This is a genomic window from Bacillus sp. FSL H8-0534 (assembly GCF_038005885.1).
Lineage (GTDB): Bacteria > Bacillota > Bacilli > Bacillales > Bacillaceae_G > Bacillus_A > Bacillus_A pseudomycoides.
Genome location: NZ_JBBOUC010000001.1, coordinates 3477066 through 3503628, shown reverse-complemented (window position 1 = coordinate 3503628; position 26563 = coordinate 3477066). Strand labels below are relative to the sequence as shown.

Genomic DNA, 26563 nt, shown 5'->3' with positions numbered 1-26563 from the left:
ACTTCCATCAGTAGGGGTTTTCTTCATCTCCACTGATGGTTAATAAATCTGTCTTTTACGGGCAGTTGTTCCTCGTTTCTCTCTGAATCTTGAGATGGGAGTCTTACTGCCCACAAATAGCGGGATAAACATAGCAAAAGGAAGGTTTCTTCTTTTTATAAGCCCCTTCCTTTTTTAATCCCATTTATTTTGCCGATATACGTAACAGGTCATATCCATTATGACCTGTTTCTTTCACACAATCATGTAGCGTATACCTTATATCTTCACGAGTATCTTTCATTATCTTTTTACAAGTATCGGAGTAAATTCCTTTATCTTTACCAGCAAATTTATCATAAGAATTATCTACCTTATAGCTGATTTCTCTCCCAACATATTCTAGCGTTTGAAAGATTGGATCTCCTTCATGTGTATAATTCACAATGCATATTTTATCCGCTCTACCTTTTTCAACATTCATGAAGAACTTCTCGAATTTATGTAAATTAGAAATTTTATGTCCTTTTGCAATCACATCATTATTCTCATCAATTTTACCGCCCGATTGTGAACATGCTACTAAGCTTCCAATACAAAATAGAAAACACAATAAGGCAATTCCTTTTCTCATATTAAATCCTCTCCAGCTTGTTTTGGCTTTATACTATCATTCAACACGAGATTAACTAGAAGAACAATATTAATAGGTAGAATTTTCTAAAAAATAAATATTTACAAAAATATTATTTTACTTTAGAATACGAACTACAAAGATTCGACACGATACGACAAAATGGGAATATTTTTCAGAATATTATAACAACTAAGGAGTGAGGGATCTATATGAATCTATTTCGGAAAAAATCCATTTCAGCATTATTAGCACAGGCAGAACAAAAAGGGGCATCTTTAAAGAAAGAACTCGGTGCATTTGATCTCACAATGCTCGGGGTCGGCGCCATTATTGGAACAGGCATTTTCGTTCTTACTGGTGTTGCCGCAGCAGAACACGCAGGACCAGCACTTATTCTATCGTTTATTTTATCCGGTTTAGCCTGTGTATTTGCAGCACTATGTTATTCTGAATTCGCATCAACTGTACCGGTATCTGGTAGTGCATACACTTATAGCTATGCAACATTTGGAGAATTAATCGCCTGGATTTTAGGGTGGGATTTAATTTTAGAATACGGCTTAGCTTCCTCAGCTGTTGCCTCTGGTTGGTCAGGATATTTCCAAGGATTATTAAGTGGATTCGGGATTACATTACCTACCGCTTTAACAAGCGCATATAATCCTGAAGCTGGAACATACGTAGACTTACCGGCAATCTGTATTATCTTTCTAATGACATTGTTGTTAACAAGAGGAGCAAAAAAATCAGCTCGCTTTAATGCGATTATGGTAGCTATCAAACTCTTTGTTGTCTTACTATTTATCGGTGTTGGCGCTTTCTATGTCAAACCTGAAAACTGGACACCATTTATGCCGTTCGGCTTCTCTGGCGTAACAACTGGAGCTGCAACTGTATTCTTTGCTTACATCGGATTTGACGCTGTATCAACAGCTGCTGAAGAAGTAAAAAACCCACAGCGTAACATGCCAATCGGCATTATTGCTTCTTTAACAATCTGTACAATTTTATATATCGTTGTTTCATTAATTTTAACTGGAATTGTGCCTTACGATCAGTTAGGTGTTAAAAACCCTGTTGCATTTGCACTACAATACATCCAACAAGATTGGATCGCAGGTTTCATTTCTTTAGGAGCAATTACTGGAATTACAACTGTATTACTCGTTATGTTATATGGACAAACACGTTTATTTTACGCAATTAGCCGCGATGGCTTACTACCAAAAGTACTTTCTCGCGTGAACAAGAAAACAAAAACACCTGTTATCAATAGTTGGATTACTGCAACTATGGTTGCTTTCTTTGCTGGTTTCATTCCTTTAAACAAACTAGCAGAATTAACAAATATCGGTACACTATTCGCATTCATCGTTGTATCCATTGGGGTAATCATCTTACGCAAAAAACAACCAGAACTACCACGTGCTTTTAAAGTACCATTAGTACCATGGATTCCTGCTTTAGCTGTTCTATTCTGTGGATATCTAGCATTGCAGCTCCCAGCAACAACATGGATTGGCTTTGCAGTATGGCTTGTAATTGGACTTGTTGTCTACTTCAGTTACGGTTACAAAAATAGTACGCTACAAAATGAACAAAAAGAAGACGTTGCATAATGAAAAAGCTGTTGTCCCATTAGGACAGCAGCTTTTTTTCTTTTTTTGGAAAAAACACATATGAAAATGTAATTACCGTATCAACTAAAAATACAATTCCCCAAACTTGACTCACACGGCTGGCTGCCTCATTTAACACAATTCCTTTTTCAAGCCAATTTCCCCACTGTTCAATCGGCACGAATCCATACATAAAGAAAAAGACAATATGAACAACGATAAACAAAACGAGATGTAAACTCCATTCTCCAATCTCCTGCTTTGTGTAAGCCCAGCCTGTTAGCTCTAGTGGTTCTTCTATATGTGTAAGTGGTTCATTCCGCCACCTTGCAACGAGTTTCTGTACACGTATATCTAATTTCTTTAAATCTTTTTTCCCATAAAAGAGTGCATATAGCAATATCACTAATGTAATGATTTGAAAGTTAGAAAACTTACCAGTTTCATAATAATCCATGACACCTAAAGCTAAAATAAAAACTTCATTGAGAAGTAACACAATGCCAGCAATGAAACTAGCTTTCCGTAATCGAAATCCGTAACGAAGTAAAAAGAAACCAATTGCTGATATCCAAAATACAATTTCTGCACCAATTAAGAAATACCAACGATACTCTGCAAGTATACTCATTTTCCGCGCTCCTTCTCATCATATATACGAAAAGCCTCATCCATATACACTAGAAGCTCCTCTTCAATTGGATACATATTCATCTTCTGCGAGTCTTCTTTTGACTTTCGTACTTCCCATAATTTATCTAGAAATGCTTCATCCCCATTTGCCATCTCCAAACACTTAGCCATTAGCTTTTTTATAGTTTCTTGCACGGCATCATGAGATGCATCCTTCTCTTCTTTCATAAAGCTGCGTAACTGTTTTAACACATCTACCCATTCTCGAACATTCTCATCCTCCTCGCTCATATTTGGCAAATTGCGAAGAAGTTTTTGCTCACCCTCTGAAAACACTTGCTTTTGAAATATTTCACGTATACGAGGAGACTGCCTCGAAAGTTGAATAAGTTCGAACATAATTTTCCAATCTAACTCTCCCTCTAACTCAGCCGAATACACAACAGCTTGTAAAATCCGTTCCATCCGATTAAACTTTTTCTGCTCTTCTTGTACAAACTCAAGCTGTTTTTCCAATGATTCTCTTAAGCTAAATTCATCTGTCATTAGTATATTCATAATCTCTTTTAACGAGAAACCCATTTCTTTTAAAAATAAAATTTGTTGCAAACGAATGACGTCCCCTTCACTATATAAACGGTGTCCACCTTCTGTTTTCCCGCTTGGTTTCAACAAATCAATTTGATCATAATAACGAAGTGTTCTTACCGTAACTTCTGTTTCCTTTGTAAGTTCTTGAATCGAGATCATTTCCATCACCCTTTCCTCTTTCATTATAAAAGATGACGTAACGTAACTTTCAAGTGTTTTTGTAAAAAAATTCAAAAAAGAGACATATTCACTATGTCTCTTTTGGTTACCTTACATAAAGCCTAACGCATATACGAGAATATACCCAAGAACAGAAAGGCAAACAGATCCTACCAATCCAGCTACAAATGCTCTACTTCCTAATTTACGGAATGTCGTAAATTCTACATTTAAACCAAGTCCCGCCATTGCCATCGCAATGAGCATATAAGCAAGAATTACGATATAGCCTGCTACCACTTCCGGTATAACACCTAATGAATGAAATGCACTCATTGCCAAGAACCCTAAGATAAACCACGGAATCGGAATATCACGCCAAGAGCCTTTTTGCCCATTTCCCTCACTACGCTTAAACCATAAGCCAATTAAAATCGCTACTGGTACAAGCATGGCAACACGCGTTAATTTTACAATAACCGCAATATCAACAGACGCGCTTCCACCTGGCGCCGCAGCAGCGATGACATGTGCAATCTCATGCAGCGTCGCTCCAGAAAATACACCGTAACCATACGGGGATAATCCAAGAACTGGGTATAATAAAGTATAAATCAACGTAAAAATTGTACCTAAAATAGCAATAATCGCTGCACCGACCGCTGTTTCATCGTCCTTCGCTTTCACTTGCGGTGCAATTGCCACGACCGCGGCCGCGCCGCAAATTGCCGTCCCGCATGCTGTTAAAATCCCAAGTGTTTTATCTACTTTAAAAACACGTGTTAATGCGTATACAACAACAAGTGTAAAAGCAATGACAATCGCTGCAATAACTAGCACCTTTGGCCCAGCCTTTGCAATATCAACAAGATTTAATCGCATACCTAGCAAAATAATTCCGAAGCGAAGTAACTTCTTACTCGCAAAATTCGTTCCCGCTATCGCTTCGCTTGGAACACCAATTGTAGCTCTCCAAATCATTCCAATTAGAATAGCGATAACTAATTGGCCCATAATATTTAAAAATGGAAGCTCCGCTAAATATTTCGCGCTAATCGCAATCAACAATGTAATCCCAATCCCTTGCGAAAAACCGAGACGCTTCTTCTTTTGTATAACAAGTGTTTGTTCCACTTTGGATCACTCCAATAATCGTATTAAAACATGCATGTTTCTTATACTTCCATTATAAAAGCATTCCAATAATAAGTTTAATACCAATATTCAATCTCAACCATCAGAAAAACTTATGATAAACTAAAAAAATGGAGGCGGCTCGTTCAAAATCGCAGAGCGTTGGGGCCCCCTCGGACGAGGCACTTTTCGCCTGGTCCGAGGGGACGAAACGACCGGAGATTTTAGCTGCTGGAGCTAGACAATAGAAAAGCCGAAGCTACTCTCTAGATCAATAATAAAAGAGCAAAGGAGCAAACATCATGAACGTCGATATTTTAAAAATATTTGTGACCGTCGTAGAACAAAAGCATTTCTCTCGTGCGGCAGAATTGCTCAATCTCTCTCAGCCTGGCGTCAGCATGCATATTCGCAATTTAGAAAACGAATTTGGCACTACGCTCATTCAGCGTTCTCCAAAACACGTCCAAGTTACGGAAGCTGGCAATATTCTATACATACATGCGAAGCAAATGCTATCCCTTTATGAAGAAGCAAAACAAGAAATTAACGAACTACATAACGTTGTTACAGGTACACTGCGCATCGGGGCAAGTTTTACAATTGGTGAATATTTACTCCCAAAAATATTAGCACGCTACGCCAATGAAAATCCGCGTGTGGAAGTACACACGTTTATCTCCAACACAGAAGAAGTTCTCCAAAGCATTCGTTCCAACCAAATCGATATTGGCTTAGTAGAGGGTCAAGTCGTATACACTGATATAGATGTAGAGACTTTTATGAAAGATGAAATGAAACTAGTCGTTCCACCAAAACATCCTCTTCTGGGTGCACATGCAATTAACGAAGCTTCACTTCAAGATCAAGTATGGATTCTCAGGGAGATGGGATCTGGAACACGCGCCTATAGCGATCGTTTTATCCATCAGCACCATTTAAAAATGAAGCGTTTCTTTACATTTAGCAGCATTCAAAGCGTAAAAGAAGCCGTTGCTGCTGGGCTCGGCATTGCAATTCTTTCTGACTGGACCGTAAGGAAAGAGCTACAAGCAAAAGAACTTTTCCATGTCGAAGTTCCAAACGAAAAACTCATCCGTCCTTTCTCTATCGTTCGTGGCAAATACTTTATTCCTTCCAAAGCCATTCAAGTCTTTTTAGACCACGTTCATTCATTTGCACAAAAACAGAGTTGACCTTCACATTAGTGTGAAGGTTTACAATATATACGAAAGGAGTGAAATGCAGTGCGAATTGGAGAATTATCAAAGCGAACTGGCGTCAGTGAACGTTCATTAAGGCATTATGAAGAAAAAGGGTTGCTTCCTTCGAAACGCCTTACAAATGGCTATCGTGATTTTGAGGCAAGTGCCACCAGAAAAGTTGAACTCATTCAGATGTACTTACAGCTCGGCTTAAATTTAGAAGAAACTGCAAGAATGCTGCGCTGCTTAGAAATTGAACCACAATTATACGAAAATCCATGCAGTAGTATTCTTACACTTTACGAAGAAAAGCTGGCTGAGGTAACAAAGCAAATTTCACTGCTCTCCAATATTCAAGCGAATATACAGAAGCATGTTTCACTCCTAAAAAAAACGAAGGAAAAGGAATGATTACATATGTTCGTTATACACGGAAGCTCCCGTTCAAATGGAAATACAGAAGCCCTTACACACATGATGATTGATGGTATCGATGCAGAACAAGTTTATTTACGAGATCATACCGTTCATCCTATTACAGACCAACGTCATGAAGCAGAAGGATTTCAACCAGTAGATGATGATTACCAAAACCTAATTGAGCAAATGCTAGAACACGACACAATTATTTTCGCTACACCTCTATATTGGTATGGGATGAGCGGACATATGAAAAACTTTGTTGATCGCTGGTCACAAAGTTTACGTGATAGATCCCTTCATTTTAAAGAAAAGATGAAAGAAAAAAAGATGTACGTTGTCATTGTTGGTGGAGATAATCCAAAGTTAAAAGCATTACCACTTATCGCACAATTTCAATACATCTTTGATTTTATCGGTTCTTCTTTTGAAGGCTACATTATCGGTGATGCTAATGCACCGGATGAAATTTCAAACGATAAAGAAGTATTAGCAAAAGCGAAACTATACAATGAACAATTCCGGAAATAATAACCAGAAACTAGTTTGCCAAATCTCTTTGTATACGCATACAATAAAAATAACATTATGAAAGGAAGGTAACCCGGCCAATGAAGTTCTAATTCTCTTATTTATTCATCCATCACGCATAGTGAAACAAAATGATGAAAACTAGAAGAGGATTAGTCTGTCCATTTGTCGATACTTTCTTTTATCGCGATCGTGTAAAAATATGTGCATCGCTTATTTCTACACACTTTTTTACATCTATGGGTGACGTCTATCCTCTCTAGTGAAACTAGGGAGGTTTTTTTATGACCATTTTATTCGCACGCAATATTGAAAAAAACTTTGGTGACCGCACTATATTTACAGTACAATCGCTTGAAATTCAAGGAAATGACCGCATCGGCATTGTCGGAGTCAATGGAGCCGGAAAATCTAAGCTACTACAAATATTAAGCAAAGAAATAGAGCCGGACGAAGGTTCTGTCTCACATTATGGTTCGATCGCCATTATCCCTCAATTTAGCGAGGAAACATTGGAGGATACTTCCACTTTTGCAAAAGGAAAGTGGAACATTTCAAACGTTTCAGATGCAATGAGTGGCGGTGAACGAATGCGCTTAAAGATCGCTCATGCTCTTGAGCAGGAAGCTTCCATATATGAATCGAACAGAACAAACTTCTGTAAACACTACCGAGCAAGAACTGTTGCGATTGCAAACAAAATTAACAGAAATCATCAGTCGGATTTCGATGCCTGATCGACAGGATGATGTTACAATTCTTGAACAAGAATATGAGCAGTTATTGGAGAAAATCAGGAATTGTAAGGAAGCACTCTAATGTCTTCCCTATATCTCGACGAGGCCGCTGCCATTTCCCAAGAAATATCGATGATTCGACATGCTAGGATGCTGCAAATATATCGGCACTTCGACAATATACGACATAAGCAAGCATACAAAAAGCCGTGCATTAAGCACGGCTTCTTTCTTTATATTCTACACACGGACAGCTGTTCCACTTACCGCAACCATTAACATCCCTTCGCGAACTACCTCATAGTCTACGTCAATGCCAACAATCGCGTTTGCACCTTTTTGCTTCGCAAGAGATTTCATCTCTTCCATCGCAATATCACGTGCTTCTTTTAATTTACTTTCATATGCACCCGAACGGCCACCGACAATGTCACGAACAGAAGCAAATAAGTCGCGGACGATATTTGCACCCATAATTGCTTCACCGTTTACGATATCAATGTACTCGATAATTTCTTTCCCTTGAATAACAGAAGTTGTTGTTACGATCATTTTTTACAGCCTCCTATATATGTATCTTTTTCTTACCTACCTATATGGTACGCTAATTCTGTTAAAATTACATATACAAGGTCTTTTAAATTACACTGCTTCCGTATCCCACTTATGATTCTGTTCTACAAACACAATTCCCAATTCATGATGTCCATCTGCATATAGTGCCGTTTGAGCAAGGCGGAGCTCGCCTTTTGTATCAAGTACTTCTAACTTACAAAATGCCCCTGTCGTCTTGGACTGAAGCGCATCATAAAACTCTTCTGCACTTTTAGGAATTACACCGTTTACTTTCGTAATAACCTCTCCGGGCTTCAGATTCATTTCTACACCGACTGTATTCGGAATTATACCTAATACAACTAATCCATCGTCGCGCGCTGCAAAATATGCTGGGCACGTTTCATCAGCTATACGTTCCCGCATCGCAATAGTAAAGCGACCAAGCATCGCGACTCCCATCGCAAGAATAGCTACAACAGGCCACCAATAACTGATCACTCCTAAAACAAGAACAAGGGTCGCTAAACCAAATATACGTCTTCCTGTAAATAATAATGCTTCTGTCGGTTCCTCACTTCTAATTGTTCGCATAAAGCCAATTAAAAACGGTACAAGGAATAAGGAATACGTTTGTGAACCAACAGAAATGACCGGCCACCACGAAACAAATTGTGTAACAGCATCTCCCGGCACAAGAATAAAAATCGGAACGAGCCATAAACGCTTTGATTCATGTAGTCCAATATTTAAACCGCGCTTTCCTTTACGCATTTTAGGCGTTGAATGCCGCACCGCATTTTTCGAAATTAATAATCCTTCTACTACTAACATCAAGCCAAGTAAAATGGCAAGTGATGTAATGGTACTCTCTTCTCCTTCTCCAAGCTGTAAGAAAGAGATTGGAAGTTTAGAAGATAATAAAGCTGCTACAATCGCCACGCCAAATGTGTAAGCAGAAGATAAATATCTATATTGAGCAGCTAGTCCAAATACTAGTGTCCAAATTAAAATCATCCATATACTTGCTTGCGACATAACTAGTCCGGCTCCAACTGTTATGATGGATACAACGAATCCATATCCAACTCCTGAAAATAAGGATGTTCGTAGTTCAAACCAAATATCATATACTTTAAAAGAAAAATCTTTTCGTTCTCGTAATATACGTAAGTATCCAACAAAAATGCTACTTATCAAAAATACATAGACAGCAGGGTGTAAGAAAAAACGCCCAACTGCTCGCATTATCTCAAAAGACCACGCCTCCACGAATCGCTTCACCACCATTTATTCTTTCTTTTTATCTTATCATAAAGTGAAACTTTAATCAGTGGCGTTTTCTCCATCCCCCATCTACCTTCTTTTCTTTTTCTAAATTTTGAGATAGAAGTGTTACCGTTCATAAGTAGCGGGATAAACACATACAAAAAAATACAGGCAATAATATGCCTGTATTTTTCCTTATTTCGCCATTAATTTTAATGCTGCCTGCAATTGCAGATCATTTTCACCAGAACGAATCTTTTCAATGATTTTATTTTGAATCGCTTCAGCTGTCTTCTTATCAAGCTGACCTGTCATTTCCATTTCATTTGCATTTTGGAATGCTTTTAAAGCCGACTCTGTTTCCTTACTAAAGTATCCATCCTCACGTCCAGGTACATATCCTAAACTTTTCAGCATTTCTTGCGCATGCTTCACTTGTACATCATTTGAATTATAAGAAAGTGTTTTCTCAATTTGAATTGGCGTTGCATGATAATAATCTGGCTGTTTCACTTCCACCGTTGGGGCAATTCCTTTCTTATGAATCCAATTGCCATCTGGTGTAAGCCATTTAAACATTGTCAGTTTAATATTGCTGCCATCTTTAAACGGAACAGCTTGCTGAACAGTACCTTTTCCAAATGTTTTTTCACCAACTAAATCATATCCTTCGCCCTCTTTTAATGCACCTGCTAAAATTTCTGAAGCCGATGCACTTCCTTTATCAATTAACACTGAAATCGGATATGATTTTCTCTCTTTTAATGCAGTTGAGAATTTCTTTTTCTCACCATTTCGTTGTTCAACTTGCATCATTGGCTTTTTGTCCGTCATAATTAATCCTAAAATATCTTGTACGCTATTTAAGTAACCTCCTGGATTACCACGTACATCAATGACAAGGCCTTTTATATCTTTCTTTTCAAGTTCTTTTAATTGATCTTTAAATTCTTTCGCTGTATTTTCAGAGAAAGATGTAATTTGGATATAACCAATATTTTTCTCCTTCTCTTTCTTTACAGAACTAAACACAGTAAAAATCGGAATTTTTTCACGTTTAATTTTAAATTCTAGTGGATCTGCTACTCCTGAACGCTTTATCTCAAGCGTAACGTCCGTTCCTTGTTTACCACGAATCTTTAAGACCGCTTCTTCACGTGATAAATCTTTTACACTGTTTCCATTTACTGATAAAATTTGATCATTTGGCTTAATGCCTGCTTTTTCTGCTGGTGACCCTTTAATCGGAGAGACAATGATCAGTTTTCCATCCGTTTTGTTCACCTCAGCACCAATACCTTCAAGCTCCGGATCAAGCGACTCTGTAAATTGCTTCGCTGTTTCCTTATCCATATACGTGGAATAAGGGTCCTTCAGCGTCGACAACATACCCTGTATCGCACCCTCAACAAGCTTTTCATCCTTCACGTCTTCCACATAACGCGAATCAATCAGTGCATACGCCTCATTAATTTTAGCTAAATCCCCTTGTTTCGTGCTGGCACTATCGCCTGTAATTGTTTGCGCCATATATGATGGATTGATTCCAAACATATACATACCTGCAAACATTCCGCCAGCACCAATTAAAAATGCAACAATCATTCCAATAATCGCAACTCTACGTTTCAATGCGGAATTCCCCTTTCCAGAACACACAGGTGGTGTAGCAAAAGGCATCACACATTGTGTGATGCCTTTACCTATTTCTACTATATGATAAGCTTGTACGAATTATGTTTGCAACTTTTTATACTTTTAAGAAGCGACGAATTGACATTACGCTTCCCCACATACCGATTAATGCACCAATTAACACTAATAAACCGGAAAGTTGGAATACAAACGGACTATATGGAAGAAGTTCGAAAATCGTTCCTCCAAGCTTCTGGTTAAACATACCTTGAAGCGAATTATAAGTAGATAAAATTACAACAATTGGGAGAATTGAACCAAGTACACCTAAGAATAAACCTTCTAATAAGAACGGCCAACGGATAAACCAGTTTGTCGCACCTACAAGTTTCATAATTTCAATCTCCGTGCTTCGTGCATAAATTGTAATTTTGATTGTATTAGAGATTAAGAACATTGCTGTGAATAATAGACCAGCAATTAACAAAATCCCAATATTACGGCCTGTGTTCACTGTATCAAATAATTTTTCAACTTGGCCTTTACCATATTGAACTGTACTTACAAACTGCATTTTTTCAACTTTTTTCGCAATTGTAGCTGTATCTGTTGGTTCTTTCGCCTTTACAATAAATACGTTTTTAAGTGGATTATCTTGCTCAAATAACTCAAACGTTTTTCCGCTGTCACCTAAGCTTTTAATCAAACGTTTTAACTCTTCTTCTTTAGAAGAATATTTAACAGAATCCACTTTTGCAATTTTGCTAAGATCTTTTTCCAATTTCTTTTGATCCGCTTCTTTCGCCGCTGGATCAATGTGTACACGAATTTCTACATCTTGCTCCACTTTCGTTGCAAAGTGGTTCATATTCATAATCGCTGTTAAAAAGACACCTACAAGTAATAATGTAACTGTTACTGCACTTACAGAAGCAAACGTCATCCATCCATTACGGGATAGATTTTTTACACCTTCTCGTAAATGCCGACTAAGGGTTTTAGTCTTCATATCCGTATCCTCCCTCAATCTCATCTCGAACAATTTTTCCGCCTTCAATCGCAATTACGCGATGACGAATTGTATTTACGATATCTGCGTTATGTGTTGCCATAACAATTGTTGTACCGCGCTCATTAATACGTTTAAAGATACTCATAATATCAAGTGCTGTATCAATATCTAAGTTTCCTGTCGGCTCATCGGCAATCACAACTTTTGGCTTATTTACAATCGCCCTTGCAATCGCCACACGCTGTTGTTCTCCACCTGAAAGTTCAGTTGGAAGTGCGTCCGCACGATCTTCAAGGCTTACAAGACCCAGTACTTCAGTAACACGCTCACGAATTGCATCAGGCTCTTCTTCAATTACTTCTAAAGCAAACGCTACATTCTCATATACCGTTAATTTAGGTAGCAATTTAAAGTCTTGGAAAATTACGCCTAGCTGACGGCGAAAATATGGTACATCTCGCTCTGCTAACGTTTCAATTACAAGTCCATTCACATTGATAGATCCTGTTGTTGGTTTTTCTTCACGATACATCATCTTAATAAATGTAGATTTTCCGGCTCCACTCGGTCCAACTACGTATACAAATTCACCCTGCTTAATGCTAACTGTGAGTCCATCGATGGCTTTCATACCATTTGGATACTCCTTATAAACATTCGTCATTTTTATCATTATTTATCACCCAATACTTAATGATTTTTTTCGACATACTTTTTCTGTCTATCTGAATATGAAAGCAAAAGCTCCCACCCTTACTTACACTCTGCTGTACTACAAACCTATTAAAGTATTTCTGTTGTTTCAAATAACAGTAACAGCAGTTTCAGTCTATCACTGTTGCTTATGTACATGTTTCAGCAAAATTCTACAAACTACATTGTAACATCATTAGGTTTCCAATTCGGATACAATTTTGTTACAGTTATGTTACAGCGCAAAAAGAAACAAGAAAAAGCAGTTATTCAAAGCTCCCTTTCCTCGATAAAAGGTTAATTCCTAACTATATAAGTACAAATTGAAAAAACAAACATAAACCCTTTCTTTTTTAGATGGGAGAGATCATCCGGCCATGCATAGAAGCAGTCAGATCCTTTTCCTACCCCATGCCAAGTTAAAACAAAGAGAGAAAACGAGTACAGGTCACCTTTTGTTCTTCATAGCAGCAGTTTATCTATTTTAAAATCAAAATAGATACATATATATCATAAACAAGTCTATATCATTTTATGAATCATCTTATAAGTCTAGCTTTTTATAAAATAGCCCAAAAAACTGACTGTTTAGCCCATCATGTCTAAGAACCTTCCACACAAAAAAGCCCCTTAGCCAACACTGCTAAACAGTCAGCTCCACTTTTTTTACGTTCTAGCTTTAGCGGCTAGAATGCTCAGTGGCTTTGCTTCTTCCTTCTATTCTAAACAAGCCACTTCCTCTTTTCTTACTTATGTTCTGCTAACCACTCTGATACTTTTTTTGCATCCTCACCTTGAATAAGTTCCGCTGGCATTGAACCGCGTCCTTTTTTGATAATATTTTCAATCTCCGCCGCGTCGTATTTACCGCCTACTTTTCGTAAATCAGGTCCAGTTGCACCAGATAAGTCGCTAGCATGACAACCTGCACAACTTTTTTTGAAAATTTGCTCTGCACTATCTGTACTTGCAGATTGATTAGAAGATTTATTTTCTTCTTTCTTTCCACATGCTCCTATAGTAAAAGCTAATGATGTTCCTAATGCAATAGCCAACAATTTCTTTTTCACTTATATCGCTCCCCATTGTTGATATCCTTCTTATTATTGATATAGCCATACTTTCACATAGCTCTCACTTGCCATTATAATAACTATCCCCTTATAGAAAAACCAACCTCCATAGGATATTTTTTACAAAAAGGATGAGAACCCTACTCATATAAAGCTTTCACCAATTGTTTCAATTCTGTGAACAAATGCAAATTACTATAAAGATACTGTTTTTACAAAACAGAAAAGGAAAAATTCTATACGGCTTCCTTATCATTTATAGCTTGCTTCTTAATATTTTTTACTTTTTACAAAACAATATACGACCTTGTATCATAAAACCAAGCTCATCAAAAAGAGAAGTTGTCACCCAACTCCTCTTCCTCCTTCTCTTATCAATACAGACAAGATGTACCTCATTATTCCCCTCTATCTCCTCAACGATAGGCCAACAGTCCGTTGGCTTTTTTTCTTAAGAAATACGAGAGCGTAAATATGCATCAATAAACGGATCAATTTCTCCATCCATAACCGCTTGTACATTACCAACTTCCGTATTTGTACGGTGGTCTTTCACTAGAGAGTATGGGTGGAATACGTAAGAACGAATTTGGCTACCCCAGCCAATTTCTTTTTGTTCACCACGAATTTCATTTAACTGCGCTTGCTGTTCTTCTAATTTCTTTTGATATAATTTCGCCTTTAACATTTTCATCGCATGTTCACGGTTTTTAATTTGCGAACGCTCGGATTGACATGTTACAACCGTATTCGTTGGCGTATGTGTAATACGAACCGCGGAATCCGTCGTATTAATGTGCTGTCCACCCGCACCACTTGCACGGTACGTATCTATTTTTAAATCTTCCGTACGCACTTCAATCTCGATATCATCATTAAATTCAGGTACAACTTCACAAGATACGAACGATGTATGACGACGGCCTGAAGAGTCAAACGGTGAAATACGTACAAGACGATGTACACCTTTCTCTGCTTTCAAGTAACCGTAAGCGTTATGACCTTTAATTAACAATGTTACACTTTTGATTCCTGCTTCATCGCCTGGTAAATAATCGACTGTATCTACTTTAAACCCGCGTTTTTCAGCCCAGCGTGTATACATACGTAATAGCATAGAACCCCAGTCTTGTGATTCTGTTCCACCAGCACCTGGATGTAGTTCTAAAATTGCATTATTTTTATCATAAGGATCGCTTAATAATAGCTGAAGCTCGTACTCATTCATTTCTCGAACTAAAGATTTCACTTCAGATTCTAATTCCTCATGTAAATCTTCATCATATTCTTCCTTTAAAAGTTCATGTGTCACTTCTAAATTTTCGAATGTTTCATCTAACTGACGAAACTTCCCAACCATTTCTTTTAACGCATTCGCTTCATTAATTACAGTTTGTGCGCCTTGTTGATCATCCCAAAAGCCTGCACCCATCATTGTTTCTTCTAATTCTGCAATGCGTTTTTCCTTTGTAGGAAGGTCAAAGAGACCCCCTAAAAGCCGCTAATCTCTTAGCCATTTTCTCTAATTCTTGCCTAATTTCTACTAATTCCATGCTCTTCACCTCTATGTAATTGCTATCGCTTTTATATAAAACAAGGGAAACTCCCTCCGCTTATTACAGAGAGAGTTTGTCCCTTTTTATTATATGGATATTTTTAAAACTTTTCCATTTTGAAAATAAAATTTCGTGTAAGATCGATTTGGAGCGCCTGATATTCTGAACGAGCCGCTTCCGCTTTTCTTTTAATCCAGTTCTGCCTCCTAGCCCCTCATGTCTAAGAACCTTCCGCACAAGAAAGAACCTTAGCCAACGGGGCTGAACAGTCGGCGCCACTTTTCCTTATTTCCCAATACCACAGCAGTTTTTATATTTCTTACCACTGCCACATTTGCATAGGTTGTTACGTCCTACTTGTTCACCTTTTACGACTGGTTTCTTTTTCACTTCTTCACCGTCATCTTTCGGATGAACTGCTTCACCTTGAGCTACTTCTTGGCGCTCTAAGTTTTGTTCGATTTCTGCTTTCATAATGTAACGAGAAACCTCTTCTTCAATGGAAGCGATCATGGATTCAAACATTGCGAATCCTTCCATTTGGTATTCACGAAGCGGGTCAATTTGACCGTAAGCACGTAAATGAATACCTTCACGAAGATGATCCATCGCATCGATATGATCCATCCATTTTGTATCTACAACGCGGAATACAACAACCTTTTCAAATTCACGCATTTGTTCTTCTGGTAGAAGTTTTTCTTTTTCATCATAACGCTCTATTAATTTTGCAATGATTGGCTCGCTCATTTCTTCTGGTGCAAGACGACGTAATTCTTCTTCCTTAACATCACCTTCCTCAAGAAGGTTTGTATTTAAGTAGTCAATCAGACCTTTAATGTTCCAATCCTCTTCAATTTCCTCTTGCGTATGAAGGGCAACAGCACGTTCTACAGTAGATTTCATCATACCTTCGATAATGCCTCGTAAGTTTTCAGATTCCATTACTTCTTGACGTTGCTTATAAATTACTTCACGTTGTTGGCGAAGTACATCGTCATACTGCAAGAGCTGTTTACGTGCATCGTAGTTGTTTCCTTCTACACGTTTTTGCGCAGATTCTACAGCACGAGATACCATTTTACTTTCGATTGGCTGTGAATCATCCATACCAAGGCGATCCATCATCGCTTTCATATTATCTGCACCGAAGCGGCGCATTAATTCATCTTCCATTGATAAGTAGAACTGCGTCACACCAGGGTCTCCTTGACGACCAGAACGACCACGTAACTGATTATCAATACGACGACTTTCATGACGTTCTGTACCGATAACCGCTAGGCCACCAGCTTCTTTTACACCTTCGCCTAGTTTAATATCCGTACCACGACCAGCCATGTTTGTCGCAATCGTTACAGAGCCTTTAAATCCTGCTTCTGTAATAATATCTGCTTCACGCGCATGGTTTTTCGCATTCAAGACGTTATGACGTACACCTTTACGTGTTAACATGTTTGAAATAAGTTCAGATGTTTCAATTGCAACTGTACCAACAAGAACTGGTTGCCCTTGCTTATGGCGTTTTACAATATCCTCAACAACCGCATTGAATTTTCCTTCCATCGTTTTGAAAATTAAATCGGCACGGTCATCACGAACAACTGGTCTGTTTGTTGGTATCACGATAACATTCATATTATAAATGTTACGGAATTCCTCTTCTTCCGTTTTCGCTGTACCAGTCATACCTGATAACTTTTCGTACATACGGAAATAGTTTTGGAATGTAATGGTTGCTAATGTCATACTTTCATTTTGAATTTCTACGCCTTCTTTTGCTTCAATCGCTTGGTGTAAACCTTCACTATAGCGGCGGCCTTTCATAAGACGACCAGTGAATTGGTCTACAATTACAATTTCGCCTTCTTGTACAACATAATCTGTATCGCGGTGCATTACAACGTGTGCACGAAGCGCCTGATTAATATGGTGAAGAAGTGCAACGTGTTTTAAATCAAATAAGTTTTCAATATGGAAAGCTTTCTCTGCTCTCGTAATCCCGTCTTCTGTTAACATGACATTTTTCGTTTTCACGTCAAATGAGTAATCTTTTTCATTTTCTAACGTACGAATAAATGCATTTGCAAAGATATATAGTTCTGTTGATTTTTGTGCTTGTCCAGAAATGATAAGCGGCGTACGCGCTTCATCAACTAAAATGGAATCGACTTCATCAATGATTGCAAAATGAAGCGGACGCTGAACACGTTGCTCTTTATATAGCACCATGTTATCACGCAAATAGTCAAAACCAAGCTCGTTGTTTGTACTATATGTGATATCAGCAGCGTAAGCAGCTTGCTTTTCTTCACGTGACATGCTATTCAAGTTAATTCCTACTGTTAAGCCAAGGAACTCATGTAGTTGTCCCATTTCCCCTGCGTCACGCTGCGCTAAATATTCATTGACTGTAACAACATGAACACCTTTACCTGTTAAAGCATTCAAATAAACCGGTAAAGTAGAAGTTAATGTTTTACCTTCCCCTGTTTTCATCTCAGAGATATTCCCTTCATGTAAGGCAATACCACCCATTAATTGCACAGGATAGGGGCGCATACCAAGAACGCGTGTCGCTGCTTCACGAACAACCGCAAAAGCTTCTGGTAATAAATCGTCTACTGTCTCGCCTTTCGTAAGACGCTCTTTAAATTCAATTGTTTTCCCTTTTAATTGTTCGTCAGTTAACGATTGAATCGATGATTCAAACCCTTCTATTTGATCCACAGATTTCTGCATACGTTTAATTTGGCGCTGGTTTACATCAAACACCTTTTTTAAAATACCGATCATAGGAAATACGCTCCTCTTTTATTAAAATAAAACTTCCGATCGTGCTCTATATTTCTGCTCACTAATCAGTCGTTATAAAACGCAAATTTATTTTCTAGCATTTTCTCTCCTAATTAAAAAAACAAAAAAAGTATAAACCTAATGATAATTGTAACACTTGTTTTATAGCTATGACAACAACTGGCCAAACGCATAGCCTAAATTAGCTGAAATTTTGATTAATAGGCGTTTTATAGCGATTTCATCCTTTACTAAACTTCTTTGTTTCCTGTTCCATTCTGAGACAGCGGTATGTCTTCCCAAAAATAACAGAGTGAAAACTCAAAGACTTTCATATGTTTCATCAGTCTACACGTAAAACATTTTATAAACAATAAAAAAACGCAGCCTTTTACAGCTGCGTTCTTTACTTATTATTTTGTTTCAATTAATCCATATTTTCCATCTTTACGGCCATAGACAACATTAGTTTCATTTGTATCCGCATTTGTGAAGACGAAGAAGTTATGACCTAACATATCCATTTGTAAAATGGCTTCTTCAACATCCATTGGTTTTAAATCAAATCGTTTTGTACGTACAAGCTCTAATTCATCCTCTTTCACTTCCTCCAACGTTGCCGCTGGCTCTGTAAGGATAAATGCAGTTTTCGGAGAGCCTTTTTCACGTAATTTACGATTTACTTTTGTTTTATGTTTACGAATTTGTCGCTCAACTTTATCAACCACTAAATCAATTGCAGCGTACATATCGCTATGAGTTTCTTCTGCACGAAGTAATAAATCTGTAAATGGGATTGTTACCTCGACACGTTGCTTGTCAGAGTATACTTTTAAATTAACTTTAACCTCTGGGAATGTATCAAAATAACGCTCTAATTTGCTAAGTTTTTTCTCTACATATTCCTTTAATGCTGGAGTTACTTCAATATTTTCACCACGAATGTTGAATTTCATAGATGAATTCCTCCTTTCAAGCCTATGTATACAATTTCGACAATGGCTTAAAAAATCCTGCTAACTTTTTTGAAAAAGTTAGGGAAATTGAAATTTTTTATCGTTTTTTGTTGAAAAGAAAAGATGCATCGTTTCTATTTACATTTTACCCTATTAACATCGTAAATAACGAATATAAGTATGGACAATTCGTTACAGAAAAGAAACAACTTTTTGACAACATTTTTATCATTTGAACGGAAAGACCGACCGAAAACACAACCATCTCTTTTAGGTGGGAGGGAGCATCCGCCCATGGCTAGTAGCGGGCAGGGACTTTTTTAGCCCCGTGCCATGTAAGAACACAAGGAGACAATGGGCGGAAGTCTCTGTTTGTCTTTCATAACCGTAATTTATGTGCCGTGAAATCAAATTAAAGTTATAAATTGAAAGAACCATATACAACCATTTCTTTTTGGTGAGAACGAGCGTCCGTCTTTGCATAAGAGCGGACAGGACTTTTTCCCCATGCCACGCAAAAAAAACAGAAGGGGACAATAGGTGAAAGTCTCCTTCTGTTCTTCATAGCCGCAATTTATATTTTGGAAGATCAAATTGAATATATATAAACCGTTGCCACAACCCCAGCTCTATGTTTCTCACAAAACTCTTCGTTCGAAATTATAATTTCACAACATTCGCTGCTTGTGGTCCACGCGCACCATCTACAATGTCAAATTCTACTTTTTGTCCCTCTTCTAACGACTTATACCCATCCTGTTGAATTGCAGAAAAATGAACAAAAACATCATCACCGTCTTCACGCTCGATAAACCCAAATCCTTTTTCTGCATTAAACCACTTTACTCTTCCTTGCATGTTCGTTCCATTCCCTTCACTCTAAAAATAAGGGCATTTACCCCATAATTTGACTATAACGAATGACAACATATCAAGTCAAAGAAGTCTTGTCGCCTTTTTATTGTATCTTTCGACATACATATATTACCCACGGCAAAGAGTAAGGCTAGAAATTTTTCGAGCACCTGCATCATACAGGCACTTTGCAACTTGCCTAACCGTAATTCCTGTCGTATACACATCATCAATGAGTAAAAGATGCTGCCCAATAAACATTTCTTCTTTGTGAAAATAAAAGGGATTCGCTACTGAAAGCCTCTCTATACGTTTCTTTTTACTTTGCTTTTCCGTGTCTTTTCTACTTAAAGATGTTTGTAGAAAACTAAGTGGTAAACAAGATGCTAACAATTCCGCTTGATTAAAACCACGCTCGTATTCTCGCTCCTTACTAAGCGGAATCGGAATCATCGCATGACAGTCTGAAAAATACTTACGAAATGTAGCTACAAAGTGCGCATGAAAAATACGAACAAGCTCAGCATCCCCACGAAATTTAAACTGAGCTAATACTTCCTTCATCCAATCATTATAGACGTACACAGATCGATTTTTTATAGGTAGAAACTTTCTCTCTTCCTGCCATCTTACGCAATCCTTGCAAAGGTTACCTTCTCTATACTCCTCTGACAGAGACTCAAATGGTCTGCCGCAGTCATCACAAATTTCTCCTATAATATAGGAAAGTTTCCGTTCACATCGCTCACATATACACCGCCTGTCAGACTGAATAAAAAAAGAATACCAGCTAACGCTTTCTGAAATAAAATCATGACAAAGTAGACAATGCATTAATGTATCAACCCTTCTTGCTTTGCCTTTTTATTCATAAATTGAATATGTTTTTTTGCGCGTATCATTGCTTCTGTTTTTCCATAATGAAAATAAAGAATATCACCATCTGGCCTGCGATGACTTCTGCCGGCCCTGCCAGCAATTTGTACAAGTGCACTTTCCGAAAAAATGACCTCTTCCGCCCCTAACACCGCTACTTGTAAATTCTCTACCGTCACGCCGCGTTCCAAAATCGTCGTCGTTACTAATAATGGGATATTTCCTTTTCGGAACGAAGCTACCTTTTCTTTTCGCTTTGGATCCTCAGCATGAACACCTTCAATGCGATCATCTAATTTTTTTAATAATACACTTACTTCATCAATATAACGTACGTGAGGAACAAATAGAAAAATAGGAGATTGTTTAAGGAGATAATACTTTAGCCATTCAAAAACAACATGCGGGATTTCTTTTCGTTTTAACGCCTTTTTCCAATTACCGCACCACCGGAACCTTGGGACTGGCAAAGGCTGACGATGATAACGCCCCGGAATGATTACACCTTTTTGTTTACCACTCCATAGCTTACGTTTCCATGTTTCTTCCGGAGTTGCAGTTAAATAAATTTGCGCAGCTCGCTCTTTACTCGCTTGCTCTACTGCATGATGAAGCATCTTGTCCATCGCATATGGAAAAGCATCAATTTCATCCACAATCATAACATCAAATGCTCTATAATAACGAAGCAACTGGTGCGTTGTAGAAACGATGAGCCTTGCTTCCTTTTCACGGTCCAAACTACCACCATATAACGCAGCAATCGGTACATCTGGAAAAACAGTTTGCAAACGGGGTGCGAGCTCTAACACCACATCAGTCCGCGGCGTTGCAATACAAACCCGCTCGCCTTTTTGTAAAGCTTCATCTATACCATAAAAAAGCATCTCTGTCTTACCAGCTCCACATACTGCCCATATAAAAAAAGATTCTTTTTGGTGTACTGCTTCTGTTACTCCGCTAGCTACTCTCTCCTGCCCAGCTGATAAATGGCCCTCCCACCGTAAAGGATTCGGCAAACTTTCCCATACTACATCTCGTATATCTCGAACGAGCACTGTACATTCTCCCACTCGCCCCATCGTGATGCACTTTCGGCAATACGTGCACATTTGGTTGCATCGTTTACATAGAAATGATGCAAATAACCGCGGTTCTGCATTTCCGCAGCGCTGACATACATAATGTGACGATTTCTTTATTACACCTCTTTCCAAAGAAATATCTCCTTGTCTTTCCAAACGATCTAGTTCATCTTTCGAAAATGGAAGTTCTTCTCGTAGCATTTGTCTTCCTACTAGCATAGTAACGCCCCCTATATAAATCCGTTTTGATTTTTCAGCATATAAGTCGCGGTTATGAAAACAAAAGAAGTTCTCCACTCATTTTCTCCTTCTGTTTTTACTTGGCATGGGGCTAAAAAAGGCACTGACCGCTCCTATCCATAAGCGGATACTCTCTCCCACCTAAAAGGAATGGTTTTATGTCGGTCTTTCTATGCGTATTTATATTTATATAGCTCTACTATAATCCTTTCTCTTTCTCTCGTAAAAAACCAAAAAAGCCGATAACCTACTTTTAAAATAGTAAGCTATCGACTTTATACACATGTTTTATTTAGTTAAAAATCTTATAATCTACCGTAACCTAAGAAATGAGCTTGGTTATAACTGCTATTTACGCTACCGCGAGTAACGCCTGTTTTCTCATCAGCAGCATGAATCATTTGACCGTTACCAATGTAAATTCCAACGTGAGATACACCTGCTCTGTAAGTACCTTGCAAGAAGATAAGGTCACCTGGTTGCGCTTCAGATGCGCTAATTTTTTGTACAGAACCCCATAAACTAGAAGTAGTTTGATGCCCTAATCCATACACATACGAGACTAAACCGCTGCAGTCAAATCCGCCGTTTGACGGTGAAGAGCTTCCCCATACATATTTCATACCAATTAAACTTTCCGCTTTTTCAATTACCCCACCTTTTGGAGCTGGTGCTGGTCTAGTTTCTTCTTTCTTAGCTTGTCCACCATTATTTGCAGGCGCTGGTGCTGGTGCTGGCTTAACATCTTCTTTCTTAGCTTGTTCACCATTATTTGCTGGTGCAGTTTGTTGTGCCGGTTGCTGAGCTTGCTCTGCTTGTTTCTTCGCAGCAGCTTCTTGCGCTGCTTTTTCTTGTGCTTCTTTTTCAGCTAGTTGTTGTAAGTATAATGCTTGCTTTTCAAGCTCTTTTAATTGACCCTCTGTGCTTGTCATGCTGTTTACAACTGTATCCATTTTACCGCTTAAATCGTTCACTGCTTCTTGTTTTTTCGCTTTTTCAGCATCAAGTTCTTTCTTTGCAGTTTCGATTTTTACTTGCGCTTCTTTTAATTCTTTTTGTTTTTCTTTTACCGTTTCAACATCTTTTTTCACAGTTGCTTGATCTTGTTGTTGTGTTGTCATGATATCTTCATCAGATTCAAGAATTTTCGAAACAGAAGTTAAACGATCTACTAAATCTGCAATGTTTTTAGAGTTTACAACAACTTCTGTTACAACGTTTGTATTTGGTTGCTCTTGAAGCGCTACTAAACGCTTTCTTAATAACTCTTCACGTTTTGCAATTTTCGTTTGTAAATCTGCAATGTTTTGATTTTTCTTCTCGATTAATGCTTGTGTTTCTTCAACTTTTTTCGTTGTTTCATCAAGTTTTGCTGCATTTTCTTGAACAGACGTATCTAAATCTTGAACCGTTTTATTTAAGTCGGTCATTTGTTTTTGAAGCTCGTCACGTTCTTGTTGTTGCTTATGTAAAGTATCATTTTGTGTGTTAATTTGTGTTTTTACATCCTCAATCTTTTCCGCAAATACATTTGGTGTTACCACTGAAAACATCATAAATCCTGCAGCCAATGCGCAAGATGCCATTTTTAGCTTTTTCATTTTGTTTTTACACCGCTTTCTTTTTTTCTTTTCCGTATATAATCTATTAAAATTTATACCATATTTCGGGAGATATTTTATCAATGTTACGATTTTGTAAAATAAATGTAATATTACGTTTGTAATTTCCTGACATTTCCCTTCTAATCCTGTATTTTCTTGTAGAATCTTAAGGGAATCGCGCTGTTTTTTTGTACAATTGTCATACATTTGTTATAAAAAAAAACACAAGGAACACTCCTTGTGCTTTTTTCTCTCTATTCATCGAACAATCTATTATTTCACCCATTTTTCAGCCCAATTTTGGACTTCATTCATAACACTTTCTAATGCTTTTCCCTTGTCTGTTAATCCGTATTCGATTCTAACAGGTACTTCTGGGTACACATTACGAACGACTACACCTTCACTCTCTAATTCTTTTAAACGCTCTGACAACATACGATCACTCATATTTGGGATAATATCCGCAATTTCTCTAAATCGCTTCGGCTCTTCTAACAAAGATTTAATAATTAAACCCGTCCACTTTTTACTAAGAAGTGTAAAAGCCGACTCAAACTTTGGACATAAACAAGAATTATGCTCCATATGTTTCACCTCCTCTTTATTATAAAATAGTTTCTTATAAAAAGTAAGTAATAAAACTTTCCTTATTTTTTATAAATGCATTTTGATTTCCCAACATATAAATTGCGACTATGAAGAACACAAGGAGACTCCCACTCATTTTCTCCTTCTGTTTTCACATGGAATAGGGCTAAAAAAGGTACTGTCCCTAAAAGCCCGATTGGCGAGGGCTAATAATCAGTGGGGGATGGAGCCCCCCACTGATTAAAGTTTCACTTTATGTCGGTCTTTCAATCCGTATTTATATAAATTAAATTTTATCACTTCAAAATATTAACTTGTCAAATAGGCATACGTATATCCGTAAAAAACTCTCTACAAAAAGAGAGCTTTTACATTTTTATTATTTTGTATACCACCCTAGACCTAGTGATCCCTCTCCTAAGTGCGTTCCAATTACAGCACCAAAATAACTGATGCGGATTGTAACATGAGGGTACTTTTCCTCTAATTCTTGCTGCCACTCTTTCGCTTCTTCTTCACGATTTGCATGAATGATAACAGCTTCCATCGGCATACCTTTACTCGCATGTTCATCGAAAATTTCAACGATACGCTTTAGTGCCTTTTTGCGTGTGCGAATTTTTTCAAACGGGATAATAACTTTATCTCTAAAATATAAAACTGGCTTTACTTGCAATAAGCTACCAATAAATGCTTGCGCGCTATTTAAACGGCCACCGCGTTGCAAATGATGGAGATCATCAACAACAAAATAAGCATCTATTGTTTGCTTCATTTCATCAAACCTAGCTAAAATCTCTTCTGGCGCCTTTCCTTCGCTTACCATTCTTGCACCTTCACGCACATAAAACCCTTGTACTTCACAACTAATTTCAGAATCATACGTATATACGTTTATCCCTTCGACCATTTGCCCAGCTGTCGTTGCTGTTTGATATGTCCCGCTAATTCCGCTTGAAAGATGGATACAAATCACCGCATCGTATTCTTTTGCCAGTTCTTCAAATAGCTCCACAAATTTTCCAATTGCTGGTTGAGAAGTTTTTGGAAGTTCTTCATGTTCACGTACTTTTACATAAAAGTCATCCGCTGTAATTTCTGCTTCTTCTTGATAAGAATTCGTTCCAAAAATCACATTTAATGGAATCATATGTATATTGAGTTCTTCACGAATATGCTTCGGTATATATGCTGTACTATCAGTAACAATAGCTGTTCTCATTTTCGTACCTGCCTTATAAAAAAGTTTTTATTTCCTAATTTTACACGAAAATAGGAAAAGGTGCATTAATGTATGAAAAATGCCGGGGTAAGATTATAATAAACACTTGGACAATTTACAACAAAAATATTAAATTTATAATAGAATTTGCTATTTTCCTACAAAAAATGTTTGAATCTGAAAACTCCCCCTTTTACAATAAAAAGTACTAGTAATATTGAAAGGTAGGGGCGTATATCATTGTTATTACAATATTTAACAATCAAAGGCTACGGTGAGCACGAAATTGTCATTCAAAAGTCACGGTTTATTTGCTATATAAGTCGAGCGAAAACAGAAGAAGAAGCACAAGAATTTATTCAAAAGATAAAAAAGCAGCATTGGAACGCAACACACAACTGCTCAGCCTATTTAATTGGGGAGCAAGATCAAATTCAAAAGGCAAATGATGACGGTGAACCAAGCGGTACAGCTGGTGTACCTATGCTAGAAGTATTAAAAAAACGTGGATTGAAAGATACCGTTGTTGTTGTCACACGATATTTTGGCGGCATTAAACTTGGTGCCGGTGGTTTAATTCGTGCATATGGAAAATGTACAAGTGAAGGAATTAACTATGTAGGTGTTGTCGAACGAAAATTAATGCGAGTTACGAAGACAGAAATTGATTACACACTACTTGGAAAAATTGAAAATGAATTACGCCACTCAAAATATGCTATTAAAGAGATTCATTACCTAGAAAATGTGACATTTGACACTTATGTGGAAGAAGATCAAAAACAAACTTTCACAGAGTGGATGATTGAACTAACAAATGGGAAATGTACAATACAAGAAGATGACATGCTGTATTTAGAACAAGACATTGTGCAACAATAACATATATATATTAAAAGG

24 protein-coding genes and 1 pseudogene are annotated in these 26563 nt (G+C 37.6%); 6 read left to right on the top strand and 19 right to left on the bottom strand.

What is annotated here, in order from left to right; translation table 11 throughout:
* Window positions 1-184: 184 nt before the first annotated feature.
* Window positions 185-613 (bottom strand): DUF4362 domain-containing protein, encoded by a 429-nt coding sequence (locus tag MHH71_RS17825; protein WP_006096547.1) that lies wholly within the window; start codon window positions 611-613, stop codon window positions 185-187.
* 212 nt (window positions 614-825) lie between these two features.
* On the opposite strand from MHH71_RS17825, the gene MHH71_RS17820 reads away from it, so the two are divergent.
* Window positions 826-2235, top strand: coding sequence for an amino acid permease (locus MHH71_RS17820; RefSeq protein WP_006096548.1), 1410 nt, complete (start codon window positions 826-828; stop codon window positions 2233-2235).
* Window positions 2236-2254: 19 nt separating this feature from the next.
* Here MHH71_RS17820 and MHH71_RS17815 read toward each other — a convergent pair whose 3' ends face one another.
* From MHH71_RS17815 to MHH71_RS17805, 3 genes are all read right to left on the bottom strand, one after another.
* The gene (locus MHH71_RS17815) at window positions 2255-2866 is read right to left on the bottom strand and encodes a hypothetical protein (RefSeq protein WP_018781291.1); all 612 of its coding nucleotides are present in this window, start codon (window positions 2864-2866) and stop codon (window positions 2255-2257) included.
* Window positions 2863-3624, bottom strand: a complete 762-nt coding sequence (locus MHH71_RS17810) for a MerR family transcriptional regulator (RefSeq protein WP_033799234.1) — start codon at window positions 3622-3624, stop codon at window positions 2863-2865. The genes MHH71_RS17815 and MHH71_RS17810 overlap by 4 nt, the downstream gene beginning before the upstream one ends.
* Window positions 3625-3729: 105 nt before the next feature.
* Complete coding sequence (locus MHH71_RS17805; RefSeq protein WP_003201850.1) at window positions 3730-4752, bottom strand: YeiH family protein; 1023 nt, start codon at window positions 4750-4752, stop codon at window positions 3730-3732.
* Between the two features lie 302 nt (window positions 4753-5054).
* On the opposite strand from MHH71_RS17805, the gene MHH71_RS17800 reads away from it, so the two are divergent.
* From MHH71_RS17800 to MHH71_RS17785, 4 genes and pseudogenes are all read left to right on the top strand, one after another.
* The gene (locus tag MHH71_RS17800; RefSeq protein WP_003201848.1) at window positions 5055-5948 is read left to right on the top strand and encodes a LysR family transcriptional regulator; all 894 of its coding nucleotides are present in this window, start codon (window positions 5055-5057) and stop codon (window positions 5946-5948) included.
* 51 nt (window positions 5949-5999) lie between these two features.
* Entirely contained in the window at window positions 6000-6368 is a 369-nt protein-coding gene (locus MHH71_RS17795) for a MerR family transcriptional regulator (protein ID WP_006096551.1), read from the top strand.
* 6 nt (window positions 6369-6374) lie between these two features.
* Window positions 6375-6908 carry a flavodoxin family protein gene (locus MHH71_RS17790; protein WP_006096552.1) on the top strand — a complete coding sequence of 178 codons (534 nt, stop codon included), beginning with the start codon at window positions 6375-6377 and terminating at the stop codon, window positions 6906-6908.
* Window positions 6909-7192: 284 nt separating this feature from the next.
* Window positions 7193-7543 (top strand): annotated as a pseudogene (locus MHH71_RS17785) (ATP-binding cassette domain-containing protein); the annotation flags it as partial.
* Between the two features lie 342 nt (window positions 7544-7885).
* Here the strand turns inward: MHH71_RS17785 and MHH71_RS17780 are convergent.
* From MHH71_RS17780 to MHH71_RS17710, 15 genes are all read right to left on the bottom strand, one after another.
* On the bottom strand, window positions 7886-8197 hold the full coding sequence (locus tag MHH71_RS17780) for a heavy metal-binding domain-containing protein (RefSeq protein ID WP_003201842.1): 312 nt from the start codon (window positions 8195-8197) through the stop codon (window positions 7886-7888).
* 90 nt (window positions 8198-8287) lie between these two features.
* Window positions 8288-9490 (bottom strand): PDZ domain-containing protein, encoded by a 1203-nt coding sequence (locus tag MHH71_RS17775; protein WP_078211592.1) that lies wholly within the window; start codon window positions 9488-9490, stop codon window positions 8288-8290.
* Window positions 9491-9664: 174 nt separating this feature from the next.
* Window positions 9665-11101, bottom strand: a complete 1437-nt coding sequence (locus MHH71_RS17770; RefSeq protein WP_078211595.1) for a S41 family peptidase — start codon at window positions 11099-11101, stop codon at window positions 9665-9667.
* A 118-nt stretch (window positions 11102-11219) separates the two neighbouring features.
* Complete coding sequence (gene ftsX, locus MHH71_RS17765; protein ID WP_018765117.1) at window positions 11220-12113, bottom strand: permease-like cell division protein FtsX; 894 nt, start codon at window positions 12111-12113, stop codon at window positions 11220-11222.
* Complete coding sequence (gene ftsE / locus MHH71_RS17760; protein WP_003209063.1) at window positions 12103-12789, bottom strand: cell division ATP-binding protein FtsE; 687 nt, start codon at window positions 12787-12789, stop codon at window positions 12103-12105. The genes ftsX and ftsE overlap by 11 nt, the downstream gene beginning before the upstream one ends.
* A gap of 766 nt (window positions 12790-13555) precedes the next feature.
* A complete protein-coding gene (gene cccB, locus MHH71_RS17755; protein WP_003201828.1) occupies window positions 13556-13879 on the bottom strand; it encodes a cytochrome c551 in 324 nt (107 codons plus the stop codon).
* A 454-nt stretch (window positions 13880-14333) separates the two neighbouring features.
* Window positions 14334-15435 (bottom strand): peptide chain release factor 2 gene (gene prfB, locus MHH71_RS17750; protein ID WP_097794513.1). Its coding sequence is split into 2 segments (ribosomal slippage): window positions 14334-15362 and window positions 15364-15435, totalling 1101 coding nucleotides; the frame shifts between segments, so codons are not numbered across the junction.
* Window positions 15436-15723: 288 nt separating this feature from the next.
* Entirely contained in the window at window positions 15724-18234 is a 2511-nt protein-coding gene (secA, locus tag MHH71_RS17745) for a preprotein translocase subunit SecA (RefSeq protein WP_006096559.1), read from the bottom strand.
* A gap of 413 nt (window positions 18235-18647) precedes the next feature.
* Window positions 18648-19190, bottom strand: a complete 543-nt coding sequence (hpf, locus tag MHH71_RS17740) for a ribosome hibernation-promoting factor, HPF/YfiA family (protein ID WP_003201824.1) — start codon at window positions 19188-19190, stop codon at window positions 18648-18650.
* A 660-nt stretch (window positions 19191-19850) separates the two neighbouring features.
* Window positions 19851-20048, bottom strand: a complete 198-nt coding sequence (gene cspC / locus MHH71_RS17735) for a cold shock protein CspC (RefSeq protein WP_001162040.1) — start codon at window positions 20046-20048, stop codon at window positions 19851-19853.
* A gap of 126 nt (window positions 20049-20174) precedes the next feature.
* Window positions 20175-20879, bottom strand: coding sequence for a ComF family protein (locus MHH71_RS17730; RefSeq protein ID WP_078211597.1), 705 nt, complete (start codon window positions 20877-20879; stop codon window positions 20175-20177).
* The gene (locus MHH71_RS17725; protein ID WP_006096561.1) at window positions 20879-22225 is read right to left on the bottom strand and encodes a DEAD/DEAH box helicase; all 1347 of its coding nucleotides are present in this window, start codon (window positions 22223-22225) and stop codon (window positions 20879-20881) included. The genes MHH71_RS17730 and MHH71_RS17725 overlap by 1 nt, the downstream gene beginning before the upstream one ends.
* 326 nt (window positions 22226-22551) lie before the next feature.
* Window positions 22552-23847, bottom strand: a complete 1296-nt coding sequence (locus MHH71_RS17720) for a C40 family peptidase (RefSeq protein ID WP_078211629.1) — start codon at window positions 23845-23847, stop codon at window positions 22552-22554.
* A 276-nt stretch (window positions 23848-24123) separates the two neighbouring features.
* Entirely contained in the window at window positions 24124-24438 is a 315-nt protein-coding gene (locus MHH71_RS17715; protein ID WP_016112543.1) for a winged helix-turn-helix transcriptional regulator, read from the bottom strand.
* A gap of 382 nt (window positions 24439-24820) precedes the next feature.
* Window positions 24821-25663: a DegV family protein gene (locus tag MHH71_RS17710; protein WP_006096565.1), complete on the bottom strand. Its 843-nt coding sequence runs from the start codon at window positions 25661-25663 to the stop codon at window positions 24821-24823.
* Between the two features lie 240 nt (window positions 25664-25903).
* Between MHH71_RS17710 and MHH71_RS17705 the strand changes: the two genes are divergently transcribed.
* Entirely contained in the window at window positions 25904-26545 is a 642-nt protein-coding gene (locus MHH71_RS17705; protein WP_003202049.1) for a YigZ family protein, read from the top strand.
* Window positions 26546-26563 lie beyond the last annotated feature (18 nt).

Bases quoted from the DNA above. Each gene is read 5' to 3' on its own strand.
- MHH71_RS17825 (WP_006096547.1), bottom strand. From the start codon at position 613: ATGAGAAAAGGAATTGCCTTATTGTGTTTTCTATTTTGTATTGGAAGC.
- MHH71_RS17800 (WP_003201848.1), top strand. From the start codon at position 5,055: ATGAACGTCGATATTTTAAAAATATTTGTGACCGTCGTAGAACAAAAG.
- MHH71_RS17820 (WP_006096548.1), top strand. From the start codon at position 826: ATGAATCTATTTCGGAAAAAATCCATTTCAGCATTATTAGCACAGGCA.
- MHH71_RS17815 (WP_018781291.1), bottom strand. From the start codon at position 2,866: ATGAGTATACTTGCAGAGTATCGTTGGTATTTCTTAATTGGTGCAGAA.
- MHH71_RS17775 (WP_078211592.1), bottom strand. From the start codon at position 9,490: ATGGTGGTGAAGCGATTCGTGGAGGCGTGGTCTTTTGAGATAATGCGA.
- hpf (WP_003201824.1), bottom strand. From the start codon at position 19,190: ATGAAATTCAACATTCGTGGTGAAAATATTGAAGTAACTCCAGCATTA.
- ftsE (WP_003209063.1), bottom strand. From the start codon at position 12,789: ATGATAAAAATGACGAATGTTTATAAGGAGTATCCAAATGGTATGAAA.
- MHH71_RS17730 (WP_078211597.1), bottom strand. From the start codon at position 20,879: ATGCATTGTCTACTTTGTCATGATTTTATTTCAGAAAGCGTTAGCTGG.
- MHH71_RS17710 (WP_006096565.1), bottom strand. From the start codon at position 25,663: ATGAGAACAGCTATTGTTACTGATAGTACAGCATATATACCGAAGCAT.
- MHH71_RS17810 (WP_033799234.1), bottom strand. From the start codon at position 3,624: ATGGAAATGATCTCGATTCAAGAACTTACAAAGGAAACAGAAGTTACG.
- MHH71_RS17715 (WP_016112543.1), bottom strand. From the start codon at position 24,438: ATGGAGCATAATTCTTGTTTATGTCCAAAGTTTGAGTCGGCTTTTACA.
- MHH71_RS17790 (WP_006096552.1), top strand. From the start codon at position 6,375: ATGTTCGTTATACACGGAAGCTCCCGTTCAAATGGAAATACAGAAGCC.
- ftsX (WP_018765117.1), bottom strand. From the start codon at position 12,113: ATGAAGACTAAAACCCTTAGTCGGCATTTACGAGAAGGTGTAAAAAAT.
- secA (WP_006096559.1), bottom strand. From the start codon at position 18,234: ATGATCGGTATTTTAAAAAAGGTGTTTGATGTAAACCAGCGCCAAATT.
- cspC (WP_001162040.1), bottom strand. From the start codon at position 20,048: ATGCAAGGAAGAGTAAAGTGGTTTAATGCAGAAAAAGGATTTGGGTTT.
- MHH71_RS17780 (WP_003201842.1), bottom strand. From the start codon at position 8,197: ATGATCGTAACAACAACTTCTGTTATTCAAGGGAAAGAAATTATCGAG.
- MHH71_RS17725 (WP_006096561.1), bottom strand. From the start codon at position 22,225: ATGCTAGTAGGAAGACAAATGCTACGAGAAGAACTTCCATTTTCGAAA.
- MHH71_RS17720 (WP_078211629.1), bottom strand. From the start codon at position 23,847: ATGAAAAAGCTAAAAATGGCATCTTGCGCATTGGCTGCAGGATTTATG.